Below are 20,970 nucleotides of genomic sequence, written 5' to 3' on the forward strand. Positions count from 1 at the left end.
TTAACGATATTTGTATTTAATGATCAAGATCAACGATTAGGCACTGTTAAGCGCTGTCCGCGTTGTAGCATGGTGTCTGCTGCGATATCATTCATATCTGCAAGCTCTTGTGTCGATACGCCGTACTTGCGTGCAAGTCCAATCAAGCTATCGCCTGAACCTACAGTATAGCTGACAGTCACTTTGGGTACTTTAATTGTCTGTCCGCGCTGCAACTGAGCATTACTAGCCATGTCGTTCGTTGCCGCGAGGTCCTCAACCGAAACGCCAAAGCGGCGTGCCAGCGCAATCAAGCCATCACCTGATTGTACTTTGTAATTCTCAGTATTGTTAAGCTTCTTACCACTACTGCTCGTTGCAGTACTGCCACTGCTGCTAGTGCTATTACTGCTACTAGCACTGCTTGGAGCGCTACCTTTGGCGGGAATCGTAATCGTACGTCCTCTGATGAGATTGGATCTTGTGGTCAAGTTATTAGCAGCAGCCAATTCACTTAAGCCGATATTATAACGATTAGCGACGCCTGTTAGTGTGTCGCCAGATTGAACCTTGTAGCTTACAGGTTTGTCATTTAGCTGACGCTCGACTGTGTCCTTTGACACCGGTACTTTAATCGTCTGACCACGTTGTAAGCGTGCACGCGCATCAAAACTACTATTAACAGCCGCAATTTCGCTAGCACTCACATCCAAGCTATTAGCAATTCCGATCAAGGTCTCACCTGATTTTACCGTATAGTTCGTTGTAGACACTGAGCTATTACTAGTGGTGTCGTTGCTGCGATTTGTGCTCACATTGGCGCTCGCTGGAACGACTAGTCTTTGACCGACATATAGAGAGTCTGTAGTGCTCAGTCCGTTTAGGTTAGCCAGTGTTGACGTTGGAATATTAAACTGACGCGCTAAGGCAATAAGGCCATCGCCCGATTTGACTGTATAGCTCTTGGTCGGTATTTTCGATGAGCTGCTCGATCTAGTCGATGGCGCAGCAGGTGTACTCGCAGGCGCTTTTACTTTGCCTGGGACAAGCCAGAGCTTTTGCCCTATGAGTAGATCAGCGCGGCTGCTTAGATTATTGTAAGTGGCTAGCTGGGTCACTGACATATCAAAACGGTTGGCGGTACCTATGAGCGTATCGCCGCTTTGTACCACGTAACTCTCAGGCTGGCTGGCAGTCTCACTGCTACTGCTAATAGGCGCGATAGTTTTGGCGTTATAAAGGTACAAGGTGCTACCCGATAATAGATTAGCACTTGGGTCAATCTGGTTCCATTGTGCAATATCACGCCAGTTTAGCCCAGCGCGGCTGGCGATGTTAGAGAGCGTATCGCCGCGTTTGACAGTATAGGTGCTGCGTGTACCCTGCGGTTTTGCTTTGCTAGGCTTAGTACTTGCGCCTGATGAAAAGGTGATTTTCTTCTCTTTACCGCTCGCCTCTAATATAGACTGCTGCGTTTGTATCGCGGACAACTTGATGTTGCCATCGACCGGACTGATCGCTTGGCTGACTTCATTAGTCTGTCTTTGGATTTGGCTGGCAATAAAGTCGCGCTCTTCTTTAGTCAGTGGCGGCTCTTGGACGATCGTATTGTTACTGGTAATTGACGCTGATGTGGTCGGCAAGCTATTACTGCTTTGTAGTTCAGCATTGATTTTTTTGGTCTCATTGCTGGTAATCGCAGGCTCAGTACGTAGCGAGGTGTTATTGCTATATACAGAGCTACTAGTAGGCGTAACCGATGGCGAGATATAACTGGTCGTCTGCTGCGGCACCGTAGCACTTGCAGCATAGTCAGCCAAACCGCTGCCAGTAGATGGCAAAGACGAGCTAGTATAGGGCTGATTATTATAGCTTGGCGTCGCAGGCGTCGTTGCAGCGATCACATTGCTGCTACCATTACCTCTTAGGGTACTAAGTTTAGCATCGACATTGCTATCGACATCGTTTGGAATGACTACGCGCTGCGGGCCTGATTGATCAATTCGACCTGAGATAAGCGCAGTATTGAGGCGCTCAAGCTCATCATAGCTCACGCCTGTCACTTGCGCGACTTCTGCTAGGCTTACCCCATAATTGACAGGAACGCTGCGAAAATGCTGACGGTTAGCGATAGCTGGCAAGTACACGCCATACTGCTCAGGCTTTGAGACGATCTCAGCAACGGCTAAGAAACGCGGTACATAGTTCATGGTCTCTGTCGGTAGTCTGAGCGACCAGTAGTCCGTTGGCAAGCCTTGAGCCGCATTGGCATCGATAGCTTTTTGAATACGGCCTGGACCTGCGTTATAAGAGGCCAGTGCTAGCTCCCAGCTGCCGAACTGATTGTATAGTGCGGTCAAAAAGTCGTAAGCGGCGCGCGTCGATTCAATGACATCGCGGCGCCCGTCATAGGTGCTGCTTTGGTTAAGACCGTAGATACGACCTGTACTTGGAATAAACTGCCACATGCCAGCGGCGGCAGCGCTACTGGTCGCGCCTGGATCATAGGAGCTCTCAATGATAGGCAATAGGGCAAGCTCGGTTGGAATATTGCGGCGCTCAGCTTCTCGTACAGTATGATACAGGTAGCGGCTTGAGCGCGCAGTCAAACGATTAAGATAGTCTTGGCGACTGGTGAACCAGCCCTTTTGCGCCTCAATACGCTGATTGTAGATCGGCTGACCCATATTCATGCGGTAGCCTGCGCGCAGACGATTCCACAAATCACCATATTGCTGAATCACCAGTTTATTGCCCTCAACCATCGTCATATCAGTGGCTTCTAACAAGTCCGCTAGTTCATCTAAACTCTCAGCATCTAAATATGCAGTCGAATAATCAGTGCTACTTGGCGCTGTATTCACCGTAGGCTGCGTAGCGGGTTGTTTATTGATAACAGGTTTCGTAGTTGCTCCCGTATTTTTTACCGTTGATGTGTTACTACAAGCGCTAATGAGCAGAGTCGATACCGCAAGCGCCAAAGGTAGAGCGATAAATGAGCGAGATTTTGAGGACACAGTAGACATGATGAGGGGTGCTTCCTAACGATATGAGAAAAATAAAGGAGAATGACAGTATAGTATGCAATATAGACTAAAAACCAGTAGCAGAGTAAAGATAGTGCTTAGATTTTTAATACCACTTAAATATTGAGTAGTGCCTTGTAGCCAGTACTCAAATATAAAATAGGTTGGACGAAGTCATAACTTTATATCATGTTCAACGAGAATAGCGCAAATTTGACTAATAGCTAATATTTTATAAAAAAACCACTGACTTGAGTCAATGGCGTATTTGAGCACTTGATAACATATGCTACATAAACATTCATTTAGGATTTAACTACACCTTAATGAATAATCGCTTTAATTAATAGTCACTTGCGATACTGCACGTAACAACAAGGCATTACCCGTTGACAAGGTCAAAGTCACCCGTGAATTGGTCACAAATGAAACGTCTTTGCCATCCTTAACCCAGCTCTCAGTCGTCGTCACATTCGCGCGAGCCTGCTCACCGGTCGTCACGATATTATCGATAGTAATGTCATAACGGTAGTTTGAAGTCTGATTCCAGCTATTTTGCAAAAGCTTTAGATAGGCATCTTTATCTAAGCTGGTAGTTTTACCTTTTCTAGATAAAGAGATAAGCGCATCATCAGCAACCAAACGCGATACTTGGCTGATGTTTTTATTATTTGCCGAAGCCTTCATTGATGAAGCATAGTTCTGTACCAAGGCCTCGGTCATAGTAGCGGCCTGCGCACTGATGCTTACTGTACTTGCTAGCACGGCTGCTGCTGCCACGCTTGAGCTTTTAATTAATAAAGCAAGCAAGCTTTTATCCCAGAGTCTTTTCATGGTCATCCTTAGTGTTTTATATTCTTTTGATTAATAGCTTTAGCCTAGCACTCAATTCTCACAGTCATGTAACAAGCTGTGTGCTTCTTCGCAGTATTATCTGTTACTTAAAGCTAAGTCAGTGATTAGGCAGTGAGCGATTAAGCTCTAGTCTCACCAATACCACTGCTGTCATCATCTTGCTCATCATCACTGATCTTCATACCCAAACGCTCAACTCGGCGATCCATCATCTGTCTTGCCAAGGCTTGCATATCCTCGACGCGATCGATCTCATCGACAATCTCAAGTCCAAGCAGAGTTTCAAAAACATCCTCTAAGGTGACAAGGCCTTTGACCTCGCCATACTCACCAACAGTGACCGCAATATGAATACGGTTTTTGAGCATAAGCTCTAGTAGATCAAACAGTTTCATCTTTGAGAAGACAAAAGTGATATCACGTTTAAATTGGGTTAGTGGCTTGTGCATCGCATGATTGACTTTGGCAAGTAGCATATCTGTCTTTAGCACAAAACCTGTAATATTATCCAAATCTTCATCATAAATAGGCAGACGTGAAAAGGTCAATTTGGGTCTATCGACCAAAAGCTCAGCAACGGTCTTTTTTTGCTCAAAGGCGAGCATCACTGAACGCGGCGTCATAATGTCTTCGACTTTAATCGCACCAAAGGCTAATAAGTTGCGAATGATTCGTGATTCAAGTGGATCAATCTGCCCTGACTCTTCGCCGATACTGGCTAGTGCTGCAAACTCTCGGCGGCTAAAGACGTTGGCTTCTTTGCCGCGAACCAGCAACTTGGTCAATTTTTCTGATATCCATATCAGCGGATATAAAAGCACAATAATACCGCGTACAAACAGAGCAACTATGCCGCTCAGTTGACGCCAGTACACAGTACCAAGAGTCTTTGGGATAATCTCTGATAAGAACAAAATCGCTAGAGTCATCACCCCTGAAAACAGACCGAACCAAGTGCTACCAAATACAATCGTTGCCTGCGCACCCGCACCGATGGAGCCTAGAGTATGCGCAACCGTGTTCAAGGTCAAAATAGCGGCAAGCGACTGATCGATATTATCGACTTTAAGACGCTTGAGCATGGCTGCTTTTTTGGGATTACGCTCTTGCACATCTGCAATAAAAGACGGCGTCATACTCAAAAGAACGGACTCTGCAAGCGAGCACAAAAACGAGATACCAATAGCAATAGCCACAAAGAGTATGAGTAAAGCAATACTCGTCGCTGTCGGCGCTGCTGTAGCCGCAGATGCTGTCGTTGCCGCCGCCGCTAGCACGGACTGCGGAGCTAGCGCGAGCAAGGCTACAGCCAGCATCACTGCTCGTTTGCTGCTAGAAAAGATGAGCCTGTTTATCGGCTCAGGTTCTTCGGGGACGTCATTCTCGCGCGCTTGCGGATGACTGGTCGTAGAGACAAACATAGATATGGTGGACAAGTTAGGTAACCTAAACAAATGAGAAAAAGGAGCATAATGAGTTATGCTAAACGATAATGATAGTAGCACCGTTAGTGGCTTTTCACAATAACAGGCACTTGTTTTTGATGGTACCTGCCGCATATAAATTCAATAGTTAGCGCTAGCACTTTTAAAAGATTTTGGGCTTGCCAAAGTCTTATAACGACAAGCCTAATGATTTTAATACTGCTATGTGTACTACTGTATTTTAGTGTTTCATCTTAATTAACTTTGGACGGATATCACTGTTATTTTGACTTTATATAATAGGTGTTTTTTGCACCAAGCAGATTTATACCTTGTACAGTCAATGAACGATAACATCGATAGTAGTTAAAATACGCACTTGCTTAGGTGAAATAATGCCAAGCCTATGATAAACAGTTACCAAGTCAAAGATTTTTTGTTACTATGCGTTTAATTTTATTATTGTGCTCAAATCTTTATCGTTAGTTAATCACTGAGAGAAATTATGAACTTTTTTATCCAATCTGCTCATGCCGCTGAAGCTGGCGCCGCTGGTGGTGCTTCACTATTTGGTCAGATTCTACTGCCCGTTGCGTTCTTTGCTATTTTTTACTTCTTAGTTATTCGCCCGCAGTCAAAGCGTACCAAAGAGCATCGCGCGATGGTTAGTGCTTTGACCGTTGGTAGTGAGATTATCTTTGCTGGTGGTTTGATGGGCCGTATCAAGCACCTAGAAGGTGACTATGCTGTTGTAAGCTTAAACAACAATACTGATGTCAAAGTGCAGCGCGCTTCTGTTATTTCAGTCTTGCCTGCTGGCACTATTGAGAGCGTATAACCTTTAGTTATTAAATGTGCACTATTATATAGAAGTGGCCGCTTCAACGGTCACTTTTGTGCGCTTGAGCTCACAATAGGCACACAAGTTGTCTAACCCATTATGTTATCAACTTTAAGAAGTGATTATGCAATATCCCGCTTGGAAATACCTGATCATTACCGTCGTGCTTATCATAGCCGGTCTATATGCAGCCCCAAACCTTTATCCTGATGAACCTGCCGTACAGATAACTAGTGCGGCTGCAGGTACTCAGCTGTCTGAGGGTATCTTGACAGAGTCTGAGAGTCTGCTTGAGTCAGCTGGTATCGACTACCATAATGGTACGTTTGAAGGTAACAGTGCGCTTATACGTCTCGATAATCCAACCACGCAGCTCAAAGCGCAAGAGGTGCTTAAGCAGAACTTGAGTGAGGATTATGTCGTAGCCCTAAACTTAGCGCAAACGACGCCGCAGTGGCTGCGTGATATCGGGGCTAAGCCCATGAAGCTTGGACTAGATTTGCGCGGCGGGGTGCGCTTTGTACTCGAAGTCGATATGGATAAGGCATTAGAGCAGCGCTTAACTAGTGCTAGCCGTGATATGCGCCGTGAATTGCGTGCTGAGCGCGTGGCGGTCACAGGTATTAAAACAGATGGTCTTAATATCGTATTGCACTTTGCTGATACCGATAGCCGTAATCGCGCGCAAAACATCTTGCAAGGCTCGATGGGTAACACTTTTAATCTGCAATCGTCTATCGATGAGCAAGGCCCTGCCTTAGTCATGTCATACAACGATGCTACTATCGATGAGATCAATAGTTACGCGGTCAATCAAAACTTGACGACTCTGCGTAATCGTATTGCAGAGCTTGGCGTGACTGAGGCTTTGGTTCAATCGCAAGGCGCTAGCCGTATCGTTGTTGAGTTGCCAGGGGTACAAGATACCGCTGAAGCTAAGCGTGTCCTTGGTCGTACGGCCAATCTTGAGTTTCGCCTGGTTGCTGAAGGTAGTGAGACTTATACGGGCGGTATTCCGCCTGCGGGTACCGAAGCCTTCCCGTTTGAGAGCTTAGATGGTCCGCCTGTATTATTAGAGCGTCAAGCGATTGTCACAGGGGACAAGGTCACCAACGCGCAAACAGGTGTGGACGAGAGCGGTATGCCTGAGGTCAGTATTACTTTGGACAGCGCTGGTGGTAGGCTCATGCAAAACGCCACGCGCACCGCTGTTGGCAACCAGATGGCAGTTTTGTTTATTGAAAATAAGCAAAGAATCACTTATGAAGAGGATGCAGCGACTGGCGAGATGGTAGAGATACGTACGCCGTATGCCGAGACCAAAGTCATCAACCGCGCTAATATTCAGGCCGTTTTGGGTTCATCCTTTCGTATTACTGGACTCGATAGCAGTGCTGAAGCTGCTGAATTAGCCTTATTACTACGCTCAGGTGCCCTTGCCGCGCCGATGTATTTCGTCGAAGAGCGCACCATTGGCCCGTCACTAGGACAAGAAAACATCGAAAAGGGTCTGTTTTCAACGCAAGTGGGTTATCTGCTAGTCTTCGCCTTTATGATTATCTTTTATCGTCTATTTGGGGTCATTGCTAATGTGGCGCTGGCGATTAACGTTATTATTATTATCGCTATTATGTCGATATTAGGCTCGTCGCTGACTCTGCCTGGTATTGCCGGTATCGTCTTGACTATAGGTATGGCGGTCGATGCCAACGTGCTGATCTTTGAGCGCATACGCGAGGAGCTGGCAAATGGGGTGCGGCCAAAATCTGCTATCGTGGCAGGTTTTGATCGCGCCTTTAGTAGTATTTTTGATGCTAATATCACAACCCTACTGGTTGCTTTTATTCTATTCGCCATCGGTACAGGCCCTATCAAAGGCTTTGCCATCACTTTAGCTATCGGTATCGTCAGCTCGTTATTTACGGCGATTTTGGTCACGCGCGCGCTGGTTCAAATTGCTTATGGCAAGCGCAAATCAATCAAACGTCTGAGCATCGGTTAGGAGAATACTATGGCGATTAATGATAACAATAACCCAGAGAACAATAACACGCCAACCTCTGGTGGTTCAGGCAGTGGCTCTAGCAATGATCCGAATAAACGCCGCCGCAACCGCAATAAGCCGCGCCGTGATGGTAAAGGGAGCAATACCCAAAAAAGCAGTCGCATCAATGACAGCGCCACTACTGATAAGCTTGATAAAGGCAACTCTAAAAAACAGTCACGCCGCGTAGGTTCTGCATTAGCCGCGCAAACGCCTGACCTTGTCAAAGACGAGCCGATAAGTGCTCATGATAGCGCCGCTGAAGATGCTGCAGCACAGGCTGAAGGCGGTATCAAAGCCGTTGGTAATCAGCGTATTATACCCTTTATGAAGATAGAAAAGCCGATGGCACTGTTGTCTTTATTTATGGTAATTGCCAGTATTATAGCCATCGCTGTTAATGGTCTAAACTTAGGGCTTGATTTCACCGGCGGCGTATCCGCTGATGTGCGCTATGAGCAGCCTGTTGAACAGATCGATGTGGTACAGGCACTAGCTAGTAATGGCTTTGATGATGCGGTAGTGCAGTATTTAGGCACGCGTGAGGAGCTACTCGTACGCCTGCCCCCTCAGTCTGATAATATCGATGGACTGAGCACTAGCCTTACTCAAGCTCTAGCCTTGCCAAGTAACACAGCTGAGATTAGCAACGTCAACATCATTGGTAGTCAGGTCGGTAACGAGGTTTATTTAAACTCAGTTATGGCTTTGGCGTTAGCCCTACTATGTATGCTCGGTTATGTTGCCTTGCGTTTTCAGTTTAAGCTCTCTCTTGGTGCGGTGCTCTCACTATTTCATGATGCGGTGGTGACTATCGGTGTCTTTGCGCTATTTGGTCTGCCTTTTGATTTGACTGTGCTGGCGGCAATTTTGGCATTAATTGGTTATTCACTCAACGATACGATCGTCGTTTATGACCGTATCCGTGAGAACTTTCGCCGCGTACGTGGTATCACGCCGAGCCAGACGGTTGACTTATCGCTCACAGAGACGCTGCGCCGTACTATTATGACCATCTCAACGGTGCTTTTGGTCGTGCTAGCCATGATGTTCTTGGGCGGCGATGGCCTCTATTGGTTCTCGGTAGCATTGTTTATCGGTCTGCTGGCAGGTACCTACTCCTCTACTTATATCGCAAGCTCTATCCCGCTACGTATGGGTCTATCGCGCGATGATTTTGTGGTCAAAGTAAAACCTGAGTTTGAAGAAGAGATTGTTACCTTTAATGATCCTAAAATGTTCGAACAGGATTGAAGGTAGACTAAGCCTCAATTTAAGTCATTAGAATCAAAAATAGACTTAAATTAAGGCTTCGCCAAAACGTTAGATAAAAGCACCTAACTCATCATCATGAGTGTTGGGTGCTTTTATTTTTAAGTGCTTTGGTGAATGAATGTGCTAGCTTGTCAGTTTCAGCTCAATTATAAGCATTACGTATACGCTAAGTATAAGTGACCTCCTATGTCGATGCCCTCTTCCAATCACACGCCGGCAAACCCGCCTATTGATACCCGCTATGCGCATATCATTGCGATAGCCTTGCCTGTATTATTAGCTAATTTAGCGATGCCGCTACAAAGCGTGATTGATACCGCTATCGTTGGCAACATGAATGATACCGCCAAATTAGCGGGAATGGGTTTGGCGATACAGCTATTATCCTTGCTACTGGTAAGCTTTAACTTTTTACAATACGCCTCCTCAGGTCTGTCCGCACAAGCCGTTGGTCAGCTGGCTCATAACCAGTTAATAAAGGGTCAATCAGGAACTCATCAACCCTCACCGCTATTGTCTATTTTGCAACGAGCTTTGCTGCTGGCCTTTGGAATCGGCGCGCTGTTACTAGTAGCAAAGCCTTGGCTTATTGACTACGGTTTACAAGCGCTATCGGCTAATCCTGATAGTGGCATTGCTGCAAAAACCTATCTTGACGTGCGCTTTTGGGGCGTGATCGCTGAGCTTATGAACTTTGCTTTTATTGGCTGGTTTGCCGGTCAAGGTAAAACGCGATATATGCTTTATCAGCAAGGCTTTATCGCCATAATTAATATTATATTGACGCTGTTTTTTGTCTTTGCCTTAGATATGGGCTTGGTCGGTGTGGCTCTGGGAACGACGATCGCTTTTTGGCTTGGTGTAGTGCTAGCGCTGTGGTTAAGCCGTCGTCATTTAGAGTTACCTTGGTCGGCATTATTTAGCGCAAATCCACAAGACTTCGCTAGATATAAAATGCTTAGGCTATTTTCTTTGAATAAAGACATTTTTATTCGCACCCTTATTTTGACCCTAAGCTTTGCTTGGGTGACACGTTTATCGGCGCAAAGTGGTGACTTGGTACTTGCTGCTAATGCTATTTTATTACAAGTACTGAGCATCTCAGCTTTTGCCTTAGATGGTGTGGCGGTCTCGGCTGAAACCTTGAGCGGTCAGGCCGCAGGCAGACGCGACTGGCAACGCTTTCGCACTATCGTTAAGCGCACAGGTGTGGTCAGTTATGGCCTAGCTTTAATGCTAAGTCTAATATGGTGGCTTATCATCCCCACGTATCTAGAGTTTATGACTAACATTGATGCAGTGTTCGCTCTTGCTGATGATTATCACATCTATGCTGTGCTCCTGCCGCTTGTTGGTGTCGGTGCGTACTGGCTTGATGGTATTTTCTTTGGCTTGACGGCGGGTAAGGTCATTCGTAATGCAGCGCTTATTTTAGCCGTTGTTTTTTTTCCGCTCAGTTGGCTGCTATATCAGCAGTGGGATATGACAGGTATTTGGCTAAGCGTCTGGGCGCTGTTATTACTGCGCGTCATTATTCTAGGCGGGTTTTTGTATCAAACATATATGACAGGTAGTTATCAAAAAAGACAACCTGAGAGTTAGCGCACGTTTTAGATAAAAACCATAAGAAGCAAATTAGGATGTTCTGTGAGCACACATTTAGATTTAAATAAAGCAAACCCGCCGCATCACACTCATTACGACTGGGCGACAGGCTTTAAAAAAAGCATTCCTGTAGCGATGGGTTATTTGCCAGCGGGCATTGCCTTTGGGGTACTCGCGCAAGTAGCAGGCATTCCTGTGTGGGCGACAATTATGCTCAGCCTCTTGCTCTACGCAGGAGCAGCGCAATATGCCTGTTTACCTATGCTCAGCGGCACTCTGCCAATAGGTAATATCGCCACCAACATCGCGGCGATCAATCTGCGTCATGTCTTTTATGCGATGCCACTACTCAACTATATGCCCTCGCATAAGCTTGCCAAAACCTACTGTCTGTTTGCACTCACCGATGAGACTTTTTCGGTAATGACGAGTCTGCCTAATGAGACGCGGCGTGCTCTGATACTGCCTATTAGCTTATTTAATCAAAGCTGGTGGGTACTGGCATCTGCTATTGGCGTTATGATAGGCAGCGCGCTCAATGATTTGGTGCCGCATTTGGACTTTGCACTGGTATGCTTGTTTGCCATTTTAGCTTATGAGCAATTTCAAACTATTAAGCGCTACTTTCCAATTGGTATTGCCGCCATAGCGCTGGTTTTAGCCTCGTTGTTTACTCAAGATTGGCTACTACTTGTCGCTATAAGCATTTGTATGCTGCTAATTTTACTGCGCGGATTTTGGTTACAGCGCTGTGCAAAGGGGGTGACGCATGACGAGTAGTTATCTCATTTTAGCGACCCTTGCTATGGCGGCGGTGACTTTTGTGACTCGCGCCCTACCTGTCCTCATACCCAAAAAGGTACTCGACACTCCTTGGCTACATCGCCTTAATGAGAGCCTGCCGTTGTCCGTGATGGTACTGCTTATCTTAACCAGCCTCTCCTATCAAGAGCTATCTTTGGGTACGCGCCTAAATAGTGCTGAGATGCACTTGCTACTGGCACAGATCGGTGCGCTAACTGCCGTGCTATTTATTTATCACATTAGTCGTCAGCTACTCGTCAGTATGCTCGTTGGCATTGCGACTATTAATGGCTTACTTTGGCTATTTGCGCGTATGTTAGGCTAAGTTTTAGCCAAAAAAAAGGCTGAACTCGCAATCGAGATCAGCCTTTTTTCTTTAGCACTACAAACTTAGAATTATAACTCTTCAACACCCATCATATCGACTGGCGTATCAGCGACAATTTGCACGCCTTTTTTGCCGATCTTAGCAGTGTCATTACGCAGCTCTTGCAGGTGATCAAGATACGCTTCATTGATTTGACCTGTGATGTAACAGCCGTTAAATACTGCGCAATCAAAGCCTTCAACCTTGCTATGTTTGGTATCTTTTACTGCATCAATTAAGTCATCTAAATCTTGAAAAATTAAGCGATCAGCGCCGATGATTTTGCGTACTTCTTCTACGCTATGGCCTGAGGCGATTAGCTCGCTACGCACAGGCATATCGATGCCATAGACGTTAGGATACTTAACTGGCGGCGCGGCACTAGCAAAAAACACTTTGCGCGCACCAGCATCTCGTGCCATCTGAATGATCTCATGACAGGTGGTACCGCGTACGATAGAATCATCAACCAACAACACGTTTTTGCCTTTAAACTCAAGCGGCACGGCACTTAGTTTTTGGCGGACTGATTTTTTGCGCTGCTGCTGACCTGGCATAATAAAGGTGCGACCGATGTAGCGATTTTTCATAAAGCCTTCACGGTACTTGATATTCATCTTAAGCGCCAGCTCCATCGCTGAGGTGCGCGAAGTATCAGGAATAGGAATGACCACGTCGATATCATGATCCTCGCCCCACTCTTTAAGAATTTTGTCCCCAAGCTTCTCGCCCATGCGCAGGCGTGATTTGTACACTGAGATATTATCCATAATTGAATCAGGACGCGCAAAGTATACATATTCAAAAATACACGGCGTGTACTCTTTTGGCTCGACACACTGATGAGTATGCAGGTTATGATCTAAGTCAATAAATATTGCCTCGCCAGGCTTTACATCACGAATAATGCTAAACCCTGAACCCGTCAAGGCGACTGACTCTGAGGCAACCATATATTCTGTGCCGCCGTTAGCTGCTAGGCGCTCACCGAATACGAGCGGACGGATACCATTGGGATCACGAAATGCAATCAGGCCATGACCTGTGATCAAAGCGACTACGCCATAAGCGCCTTCAACGCGGCCGTAAACCGCTTTTATCGCCTCAAATATATCATCAGCGCTCGGATGCGTCTTACCTAGATTTTGCATCTCGTGCGCGACCACGTTGAGTAAAACCTCAGAATCTGAATCGGTATTGAGATGACGACGATCCTCTATGTACAAAGACTTAGCCAGACTCTCAGCATTGGTCAGATTGCCGTTGTGAGCGAGCGTAATACCATAAGGAGAATTGACATAAAAGGGCTGCGCTTCAGCACTGCTCGAGGTGCCCGCTGTTGGGTAACGGACGTGACCGATACCGAATTTGCCAACCAGTTTAATCATATGGCGGTTCATAAATACGTCACGTACCATGCCATTTTCTTTACGTAAATAGAGCCTGCCATCTTGCAAAGTGACGATACCCGCTGCGTCTTGCCCGCGATGCTGTAACATCGTTAGACCATCATAAAGAATTTGGTTAACGGGTTCATGAGCTGCAACCCCAACGACTCCACACATAGTTATGTCCTATTTTAGATCATACATGAGTAAACTTATCAAAAACGTTTTTTGCTACTGATTATTTATCTTACTTATAAAATAAATGGGTGAAAAACATGATGTGCACTAAATACTGTCAAAATTAATTTTATAAAGGTCTAAATGCAAATATAGTGCGCATAAAAGTCATTAATTCAGCAGTTTAAAACTTAATACAACAGTCCAAACTATGACTGATTGATCTGACTCCACGCAACGCCCAGCATATCTGACGCAAGCTCCTTACCCATAGGAGCATAAGGCATAAGCTCAGGGGCAATAACTGAGGTCTCCCACTGCGGTAATTGTACCAATAAAGGGGCACTGATACTCAGTATCACTAAGATCACTAATATATTTTTGGCGGCGCCTAATACGCCGCCTGCCAGCTTGTCAACGACGCCTAAATTTAACGTTTTGAGAGCACTTGAGAAGACAAAAGCAAGCGTATGTATAACTGCTAATATTATTAAGACCACAAGCAAAAATGCTAATGCCATTTGCAGCACTGGATTTTCAACGATGCCAGATAACTGCGGCGCTATAGAGTTTGCCAAACGCGTCGCTGCAATCAAAGCGATAAACCAGCCGACAAGACCAACTGCTGTCTTGATCAAACCCACTTGAAAGCCGCGCCATAAGCCAATAAGTACGACAAAGGCAATCATTATATCTAGGCCACTCATATCACCGCCTGTTATTGAGGATAGCTATGTTGAAACGGCGACTTTTAGGACGGCACCATTTAGCTGTTGATGTCACTTTCCATCGCATCATAATAGCCGCCAATCGCCTGAATGCTTGATTGTACCAGTCCAGGGCCTCGGTAAATCAGGCCAGTATAGAGCTGTATTAAGTCCGCACCAGCTGTTATCTTTTTGACCGCTTTGTCAGGACTATCTATTCCGCCCACTCCAATCAAAGCGACTTTATCGCCTAATTGATCCGCAAACTGTTGCAATATTTGAGTACTAATATGGCTGACAGGGCGACCTGATAAACCACCTGCTTGATCGCCATCGAGTAAATCCTCAACGCCTATTCGGCTCAAAGTAGTATTGGTTGCGATAAGACCGTCAATCTCAAAGTCTAATAACTGCTGGGAGATATAATCTACTTGGTCTGGTTCTAAATCAGGCGCGACTTTGAGCACGAGCGGCACATAGAATCCATATTCAGTCGCCAACTGCTGATGGCGGTTTTTGATAGTAGCTAGCAGCTCGGTTAGCGCCTCACCACTTTGCAAATCACGTAAGTTTTTGGTATTGGGCGATGAGATATTAACAGTGATATACGAGGCATGCGGATAGACGCGCTCTAAGCAGTAGACATAATCATCAGCCGCTTGCTCGACAGGGGTACTGGCATTTTTGCCAATATTAATACCGATATTGCCTTTGTATTTGCAGTTTTTGACGTTCTCAATGAGATAATCAACGCCTTGATTATTAAATCCCATGCGGTTAATAATAGCATCCGCCTGTCTGATTCGAAACAGTCGCGGCTTCTCATTACCTATCTGCGGCTTAGGCGTGACGGTACCAACTTCAATAAAACCAAAACCCAGCTCTGCTAAGGCATCAATATAATCGCCGTTCTTATCTAACCCTGCGGCTAAGCCCACTGGATTTGGAAATTGTAAACCCATGCATTCTGTCGGGTGCATCGGCTGCCCGTACACTAGGCCCAAAGCCCGTGCCTTGTGTGCCTTGTGCAACAAGGACAATGTCATGTCGTGAGCGTGCTCAGGATCCATTTTGAACAAAAAGGGGCGAAGTAAGGTATAAGACATAGTGGCGATAGACCTTGCTTAGAGTAATGATGAATAAAGGGTAAAATCAGGCGCTGCGATTATATCAGCTTAACAGAAATAAGACTAAGATTTGATTAATAGCTCGCCTAATTTAGCCCATGCACAAGTAATATATTAAGGTACAGGACGATTATCTGTTAAAGCTATCCAGCCGCGTACGATACGGTACAGATGCCATATAAAGGTTACGATGATGATAATCAAACCAAAACCTGTCAGTAATATCGAACCAATAGCTAAGTTATCGCCGGCCTCTAGCATCATACTGACCCCAAAACCACTGAGCGCAAAGAGTACAATGACAATGCCAATCACAAACCAGACGATACTGTACCAAAAGGTCTTAATCTGCCAATCAAAGTGGGTAGCAAGCCACGAGCCGTCTGCTTCTTGTCGTTTTGAGTAGTTCATGACGATGGGTACGACCCACAGCAGACCTGCGGTAAAGTAGCTGACGACATACAACAAATAAGTCAGATGATTGTAAGCGATTAGTGAGCGCTGTTTTTTATTACTCATCGCATTCTGACGCGCCACGCCGTACTCTTTTTGTACGTCAAAACGCCTTGGATCTGATAGCGCCTCAATCTCGGCGGTCTTGGTTCTACGAGTTTGCGCCTCTGAGTTGGAATCTACATTGCGTGACATAATAAGCACCTCCAATGGTATATAGCATAGCGCTATAATTGACAAGCGCTGTCACTGATACTGATGATTGCTTACTGTATTGCGTCAACTCATATGCTTTTCAAGCAGCGGCTATCGATGGCAATTGAACAAACAAAGCTTTAGGCAGCGCCCTCAATTAAGAGAATAAGATACTTGTCTCTTATAAAGCGTTCACAAAGTCATAGTCGCTTGTACCGTGATCGCTTTGCTCGTCTCGTCTTGCTCCATAGTCATCTGAGTAAACTGCCATCCTTGCTGCGTCAGTTGACTAAGAGCGGCGCTAACTACCGCTTGACTGGCATTCATAAAACTTATCTGTACCGACTCACCTACTGCAGCAACTTGCGCGTCTCTAATGCCTGCACCGCTTAATAACGTAGTAACGCGGCTTGCAGGCGGTAATGCTTCGCCTTGTGCGCTATTACTTATCAAAGCATTGCTGTCTATATTACCAGCTTGTGCGCGCAGCCAAAAGTAATCGGCGATTTGTTCTTGATAGTTCTCTTTGCTGTCTTTGGCCATTTGATGCAAAGTATAGCCGCCGTAACCGCCGACAAATAGCAGCAAGAATAGTGATAAAATCATCAAAGCAAGCTGATCTCTCGATGATAAAGCTTGCCAGCGCGTACCTATACCATTTTGATATCGACTCACCCGATCAATTAACCTATTAGAGTCTAAAGTGCTTTGATCTACAGTACTTTGATCTAACGGCTTATCCTTTGAGCGCCTTTGCATCAGCTTCATGGCGCCGCCTCCATCACGTCAATAGTCATCTGCCCGCTAAATTGTCCTTGTTCGTTAGCATTGACACGCTCCAAAGATGCGCTCAGTCCTTGCTCTATTAGGGTGCTTGTGAACTGATCTAAGCTATTACGCTCAGACGCGATCAAAGTGAAACTCAAAGACGATGGTGCCATTACCAAAGCTTTTGCTTGTAGTGACGACTGTTTGATTAGCGGCGATATACGAGATAAGGCTGCCATATGCGGCGTTTGCCCTTGAGCATCAGTACGTAGCTTTGGACTCATCTGAGTACGTAGCTGAGTACGCGAATTGAGGCGCTCATCTGCAAACCAAGACTGATACTGCGCAGCTATTGCCGTTTGGGTAGCAGCTGTCGCTTGATTGTATCGATACCACTGCGCTCCATCCGTTGCCATTTGTAATACCAGTGCTGATAGGGCGACCATCATAGCAACGCGCAGGTAAGGCGCAAGCTTGGCATCGTTTAGCCGAATAGCAAAATTAAGCTCATGACGCTCAGGATGATCAGCAGGTATCAGCGGGTGGGCGGTAGTCAAGAGTATCTGCTGCTCAGCAATATAAGCGGCGGTTTGCTCATTGGGATCAATGGACTCTTTTTGTAGACTGATACCCTCATTCAATACAGCATCACTTAACTCAGTGTTATTTAGAACAGCATCATCGTCAGCCTCTGTGTGAGTAGAATCGATTGTAGGTACGATACTTACTTCACTCAGATGCGGCAGATGCTCAAGCATAAGCGGTAGATAACTTACTGCCATGCCCAGGCGTAGCGATTGACGCATAAGCATAGTATAGCGATCTTGATATAAAGTGACCTGCTGACCGGCACCCTCCTCCAGCACTGGTAACAATAAATAATCAGGGAGTAAGGCATTAATACGCATACCCACTAATGCTGCACTTTGTTGCCACGCTTCAATATCGCTTTTGGCAAGTGCGTGCAGATGATGATGACTACCTTGACTCACTTGACGCACTGACAACTGCTCAACAGGCGTAAGAGAAGTCTCTTCAAACAAATACTGCTTGCCTACCACGCCCAATTGCTTGAGCTGCGCGCTACTAAGTTCGGTATTAACTTGCAGTATATAGCTTGAGGGGAAGTACAAACATAAGGTTTTATTGCTAGATTTGCTGCCATAGATATTGGACAGCTGCTGCCAGCTATCGACAGCGTGCCACTGTTTTGTGTCCCCATGCCAGACGGCTAAAGGACTGTATTGTGCGCGTAACCAGACATGTAACACTAAACGTGTCCTTACTTATAAAGGGTATCAACATCTAAAATCTAAATAGCGAATGAGACTGTATAGGGCTAGGGTTATGACTAAGGCTGCATAGGAACAAAACGATCGCTCTCAGTTGCCATACCAGACATAACAAAGTCCATCTCAAACACTCGCGCCTCTGCTAAAGAAAAGCCCTCTGGATAGTCGTTGGTCAATAGGCCTGCTATATTGGCGATAATAGACATATGACAGACAACCACCATGCACTCAGACTCTATAGTGGCAAGCGTAATTAACGCATTATTAGCATTGTCTGATGGTGTAATATTATCTTGCACGGTCACAGGCACATTAGGCGCAAGCGCTTGTAGTTCAGCGAGTGTTTGCTGCGCTCTATCGTAAGGACTGACTACAAAGTGATCTGGGTTAAAGTTATTGATAATATACTCAGCCGTTTGCACCGCTTGGCTGTGACCAAATTCAGTCAGTTGCCGCGCGCTATCTGGACGACTAATATCTTCTGCTTGACCATGACGCATTAATATAATTTTCATCACTGTCCTTGTGTATTTAGCCTTGTATCTTATGAGTTGCAATGGTAGCCATTAGCCGTACTTATGAATAAAACTAACAGCCCCTAATCTTTGTCTTGGGCAGACGTATCGGCTTGATCGTCCGCTGATTTTTTCATCTGCGCGGTTAGTGAGGCATTGCTATGATCATGCGGCATTACAAATTCAACGTCGCTGCGAAAGCCGGCTTCCATCAAATGCAGAGCAACGCCAAGCGCTGCTTTATCTTCGTAAATGACGGCATAAAGCGCATGGGTAATTGGCATATAAATACCCTCTTTGCTCGCTTTTTCATGTACTTGCTGAATAGTATTGACGCCCTCAGCCGTTTGCCCTAACTTTTTGACCGCAGCATCGATACTCATGCCGCGCCCAAGCATGTTACCAATACGAAAATTACGACTAAGCTCTGAGCCGCAAGTGGCGTATAAGTCGCCCACGCCAGATAAGCCTAAAAACGTCAAAGGATTAGCGCCTGTCTCAACACCGAAACGGCTCATCTCCGCTAAAGCTCGGGTAAGCAGCATAGCTTTGGTGTTCTCGCCAACCTCATAGGCAACAGCCATGCCCATAGCGATGGCATAGATGTTTTTGAGAGCGCCGCCAAGCTCAACTCCGTGCACGTCATCACTAGCAAAGACGCGAAAAAACGCACTGTGCAGAGCCGCTTGCACCGCATGACGCAGTGGCTCAGAGCTACTGGCGATGACGGTCGCTGAGGGCATGTTTTTCATAATCTCAACGGCTAGATTTGGCCCAGACATCACGCCAAAATTTACCTCAGGTAGCACATCTTTGATGATATCGCTCATCATGGCAAAAGTATCTTTCTCCATGCCTTTGGTCAATGAGACTATCGACTGCCCTGTGATAAAGGGCGCGATGCTTTGTAGCGTCTCACGAAAGGCTGAGCTGGGCACCGCTAAAAATATAATGTCTTTGTCTTTTACAGAGGCTTCTAAGTCGTGGCTATATTTGAGGCGATCATCGAGCTTATAGCCTGGCAGATATTGTTTATTCATCTGCAATTTAGCCATAGATTTGACCGTGCGCTTATTACGGACCCAAAGCGTCGTATCGCAGCCGTTACGCGCCGCCAGATTAGCCATTGCCGTACCAAAACTACCGCCGCCCAAAAATGCTAAGCGCAGCTTGGTTGGGTTTTTGTGGATCTTGTCCATGTTTTCGGCGACAGCAGACTCCACCGCACTTGGATTGAGTTTTTTGCGTCCCAAACCTGACTTGGTCGCGCGCTCAATAATACTAGCAAGCAGGCCACTTTGTTTATCGCCGCTGCTCTTATTGTCTTTATTACCATTATTTTTATTGTCTTTTGGGTCAGTAGCGTTTGTCATAATTAGTAATCCGTATTGCGCAAATAAGATGGTAACGCGCGTTAGTGCCGTTTATTATAAATATTATTTTTAACATTCAATAGCGAATATCAGTGTTCAAAACGTGTTAAAGGCTCGATATCTATAGGTTTACGCACAGGCTTTTGAGTGGGACTGCTGCCAGTATAAACAAAAGCGGTCACATAATCATCTGCGCTAACATCGAAGTACGCTTTTACCGCAGGCTCATTGCAGAGCAGACCTGTGCGCCATACGGTGCTATAGCCTTGTGCCTTTAACGCCAATATCAGATTTTGTACGGCAGCGCCTGCACTAAGCATCTGCTCAAAAGGCGGCACTTTTTTGTGTGCTTGCATGTGCGTGACTACTGTAATGATAACGGGCGCACGCAAAGGTAGGTTGGCAGTTTTGTGAATAGTCTTTTCAGACAATGTCTCGCCTTCTTGCTGAGCTTTTGCTTTGGCGGCAGTGACGAGCGCTTGACCTAAGTCGCGGCGGGCCTCGCCTTGCGTCACAATAAAGCGCCAAGGACGCAGTTTTTTATGATCAGGAGCAGTGGCTGCACATTCAATAGCCGCTTTTATTTGCTCAGTTGATGGTGCTGGCATCTCTAAATTACCGATACTACGCCTAGAGTTAATCCAAGCTATTAGTTGCTCATCACTCGCTTGAATCTCAGAGTCTTGCGAGATATCTACAGCACTTATCTTGTTGTCGTTTTTATCGTCAACGCTCATGGGTTATCCTTTTTTATT

Annotated in this window: 18 protein-coding genes; 6 read left to right on the forward strand and 12 right to left on the reverse strand. The window is 45.8% G+C overall.

Translation table 11 applies throughout. The features are described from left to right. Window positions 1-29 precede the first annotated feature (29 nt). The 3 genes from ACR64J_RS07295 to ACR64J_RS07305 form a co-directional block, all read right to left on the reverse strand. On the reverse strand, window positions 30-3,005 hold the full coding sequence (locus ACR64J_RS07295; RefSeq protein WP_435949057.1) for a LysM peptidoglycan-binding domain-containing protein: 2,976 nt from the start codon (window positions 3,003-3,005) through the stop codon (window positions 30-32). A 339-nt stretch (window positions 3,006-3,344) separates the two neighbouring features. Continuing rightward, window positions 3,345-3,839 (reverse strand): nuclear transport factor 2 family protein, encoded by a 495-nt coding sequence (locus ACR64J_RS07300; protein WP_317198963.1) that lies wholly within the window; start codon window positions 3,837-3,839, stop codon window positions 3,345-3,347. 140 nt (window positions 3,840-3,979) lie between these two features. Beyond that, window positions 3,980-5,176 (reverse strand): CNNM domain-containing protein, encoded by a 1,197-nt coding sequence (locus ACR64J_RS07305; protein ID WP_317199046.1) that lies wholly within the window; start codon window positions 5,174-5,176, stop codon window positions 3,980-3,982. Between the two features lie 613 nt (window positions 5,177-5,789). Here ACR64J_RS07305 and yajC point away from each other — a divergent pair. The 6 genes from yajC to ACR64J_RS07335 all read left to right on the forward strand — a co-directional run bounded on the left by yajC (window position 5,790) and on the right by ACR64J_RS07335 (window position 12,178). Then, window positions 5,790-6,122, forward strand: coding sequence for a preprotein translocase subunit YajC (yajC, locus tag ACR64J_RS07310; RefSeq protein ID WP_317198964.1), 333 nt, complete (start codon window positions 5,790-5,792; stop codon window positions 6,120-6,122). A 127-nt stretch (window positions 6,123-6,249) separates the two neighbouring features. Continuing rightward, the gene (secD, locus tag ACR64J_RS07315) at window positions 6,250-8,127 is read left to right on the forward strand and encodes a protein translocase subunit SecD (RefSeq protein ID WP_317198965.1); all 1,878 of its coding nucleotides are present in this window, start codon (window positions 6,250-6,252) and stop codon (window positions 8,125-8,127) included. 15 nt (window positions 8,128-8,142) lie between these two features. Further along, on the forward strand, window positions 8,143-9,423 hold the full coding sequence (gene secF, locus ACR64J_RS07320) for a protein translocase subunit SecF (RefSeq protein ID WP_435951048.1): 1,281 nt from the start codon (window positions 8,143-8,145) through the stop codon (window positions 9,421-9,423). Between the two features lie 213 nt (window positions 9,424-9,636). Beyond that, window positions 9,637-11,046 (forward strand): MATE family efflux transporter, encoded by a 1,410-nt coding sequence (locus ACR64J_RS07325; protein WP_435951049.1) that lies wholly within the window; start codon window positions 9,637-9,639, stop codon window positions 11,044-11,046. A 138-nt stretch (window positions 11,047-11,184) separates the two neighbouring features. Continuing rightward, window positions 11,185-11,829 carry an AzlC family ABC transporter permease gene (locus ACR64J_RS07330; protein ID WP_435951050.1) on the forward strand — a complete coding sequence of 215 codons (645 nt, stop codon included), beginning with the start codon at window positions 11,185-11,187 and terminating at the stop codon, window positions 11,827-11,829. After that, complete coding sequence (locus ACR64J_RS07335; protein WP_435949058.1) at window positions 11,819-12,178, forward strand: AzlD domain-containing protein; 360 nt, start codon at window positions 11,819-11,821, stop codon at window positions 12,176-12,178. The genes ACR64J_RS07330 and ACR64J_RS07335 overlap by 11 nt, the downstream gene beginning before the upstream one ends. A 71-nt stretch (window positions 12,179-12,249) precedes the next feature. Here the strand turns inward: ACR64J_RS07335 and purF are convergent, their stop codons facing one another. The 9 genes from purF to ACR64J_RS07380 form a co-directional block, all read right to left on the reverse strand. Continuing rightward, on the reverse strand, window positions 12,250-13,785 hold the full coding sequence (gene purF / locus ACR64J_RS07340; protein ID WP_317198969.1) for an amidophosphoribosyltransferase: 1,536 nt from the start codon (window positions 13,783-13,785) through the stop codon (window positions 12,250-12,252). Between the two features lie 209 nt (window positions 13,786-13,994). Continuing rightward, entirely contained in the window at window positions 13,995-14,492 is a 498-nt protein-coding gene (locus ACR64J_RS07345; protein ID WP_435949059.1) for a CvpA family protein, read from the reverse strand. A gap of 59 nt (window positions 14,493-14,551) precedes the next feature. After that, window positions 14,552-15,598 (reverse strand): quinone-dependent dihydroorotate dehydrogenase, encoded by a 1,047-nt coding sequence (locus ACR64J_RS07350; RefSeq protein WP_435949060.1) that lies wholly within the window; start codon window positions 15,596-15,598, stop codon window positions 14,552-14,554. Window positions 15,599-15,733: 135 nt separating this feature from the next. After that, the gene (locus tag ACR64J_RS07355) at window positions 15,734-16,267 is read right to left on the reverse strand and encodes a hypothetical protein (protein WP_317198972.1); all 534 of its coding nucleotides are present in this window, start codon (window positions 16,265-16,267) and stop codon (window positions 15,734-15,736) included. A gap of 192 nt (window positions 16,268-16,459) precedes the next feature. Continuing rightward, window positions 16,460-17,035 carry a type II secretion system protein GspM gene (gene gspM, locus ACR64J_RS07360; protein ID WP_435949063.1) on the reverse strand — a complete coding sequence of 192 codons (576 nt, stop codon included), beginning with the start codon at window positions 17,033-17,035 and terminating at the stop codon, window positions 16,460-16,462. After that, window positions 17,032-18,306, reverse strand: a complete 1,275-nt coding sequence (gspL, locus tag ACR64J_RS07365; RefSeq protein ID WP_435949064.1) for a type II secretion system protein GspL — start codon at window positions 18,304-18,306, stop codon at window positions 17,032-17,034. The genes gspM and gspL overlap by 4 nt, the downstream gene beginning before the upstream one ends. A gap of 80 nt (window positions 18,307-18,386) precedes the next feature. Then, entirely contained in the window at window positions 18,387-18,842 is a 456-nt protein-coding gene (locus ACR64J_RS07370) for a SixA phosphatase family protein (RefSeq protein WP_435949065.1), read from the reverse strand. A gap of 83 nt (window positions 18,843-18,925) precedes the next feature. Continuing rightward, entirely contained in the window at window positions 18,926-20,215 is a 1,290-nt protein-coding gene (locus ACR64J_RS07375; RefSeq protein ID WP_435949066.1) for an NAD(P)H-dependent glycerol-3-phosphate dehydrogenase, read from the reverse strand. An 89-nt stretch (window positions 20,216-20,304) separates the two neighbouring features. Beyond that, window positions 20,305-20,952, reverse strand: coding sequence for a nitroreductase family protein (locus ACR64J_RS07380; protein ID WP_435949067.1), 648 nt, complete (start codon window positions 20,950-20,952; stop codon window positions 20,305-20,307). Between the last annotated feature and the right edge of the window lie 18 nt (window positions 20,953-20,970).

Source organism: Psychrobacter sp. DM8 (assembly GCF_051307025.1).
Lineage (GTDB): Bacteria > Pseudomonadota > Gammaproteobacteria > Pseudomonadales > Moraxellaceae > Psychrobacter.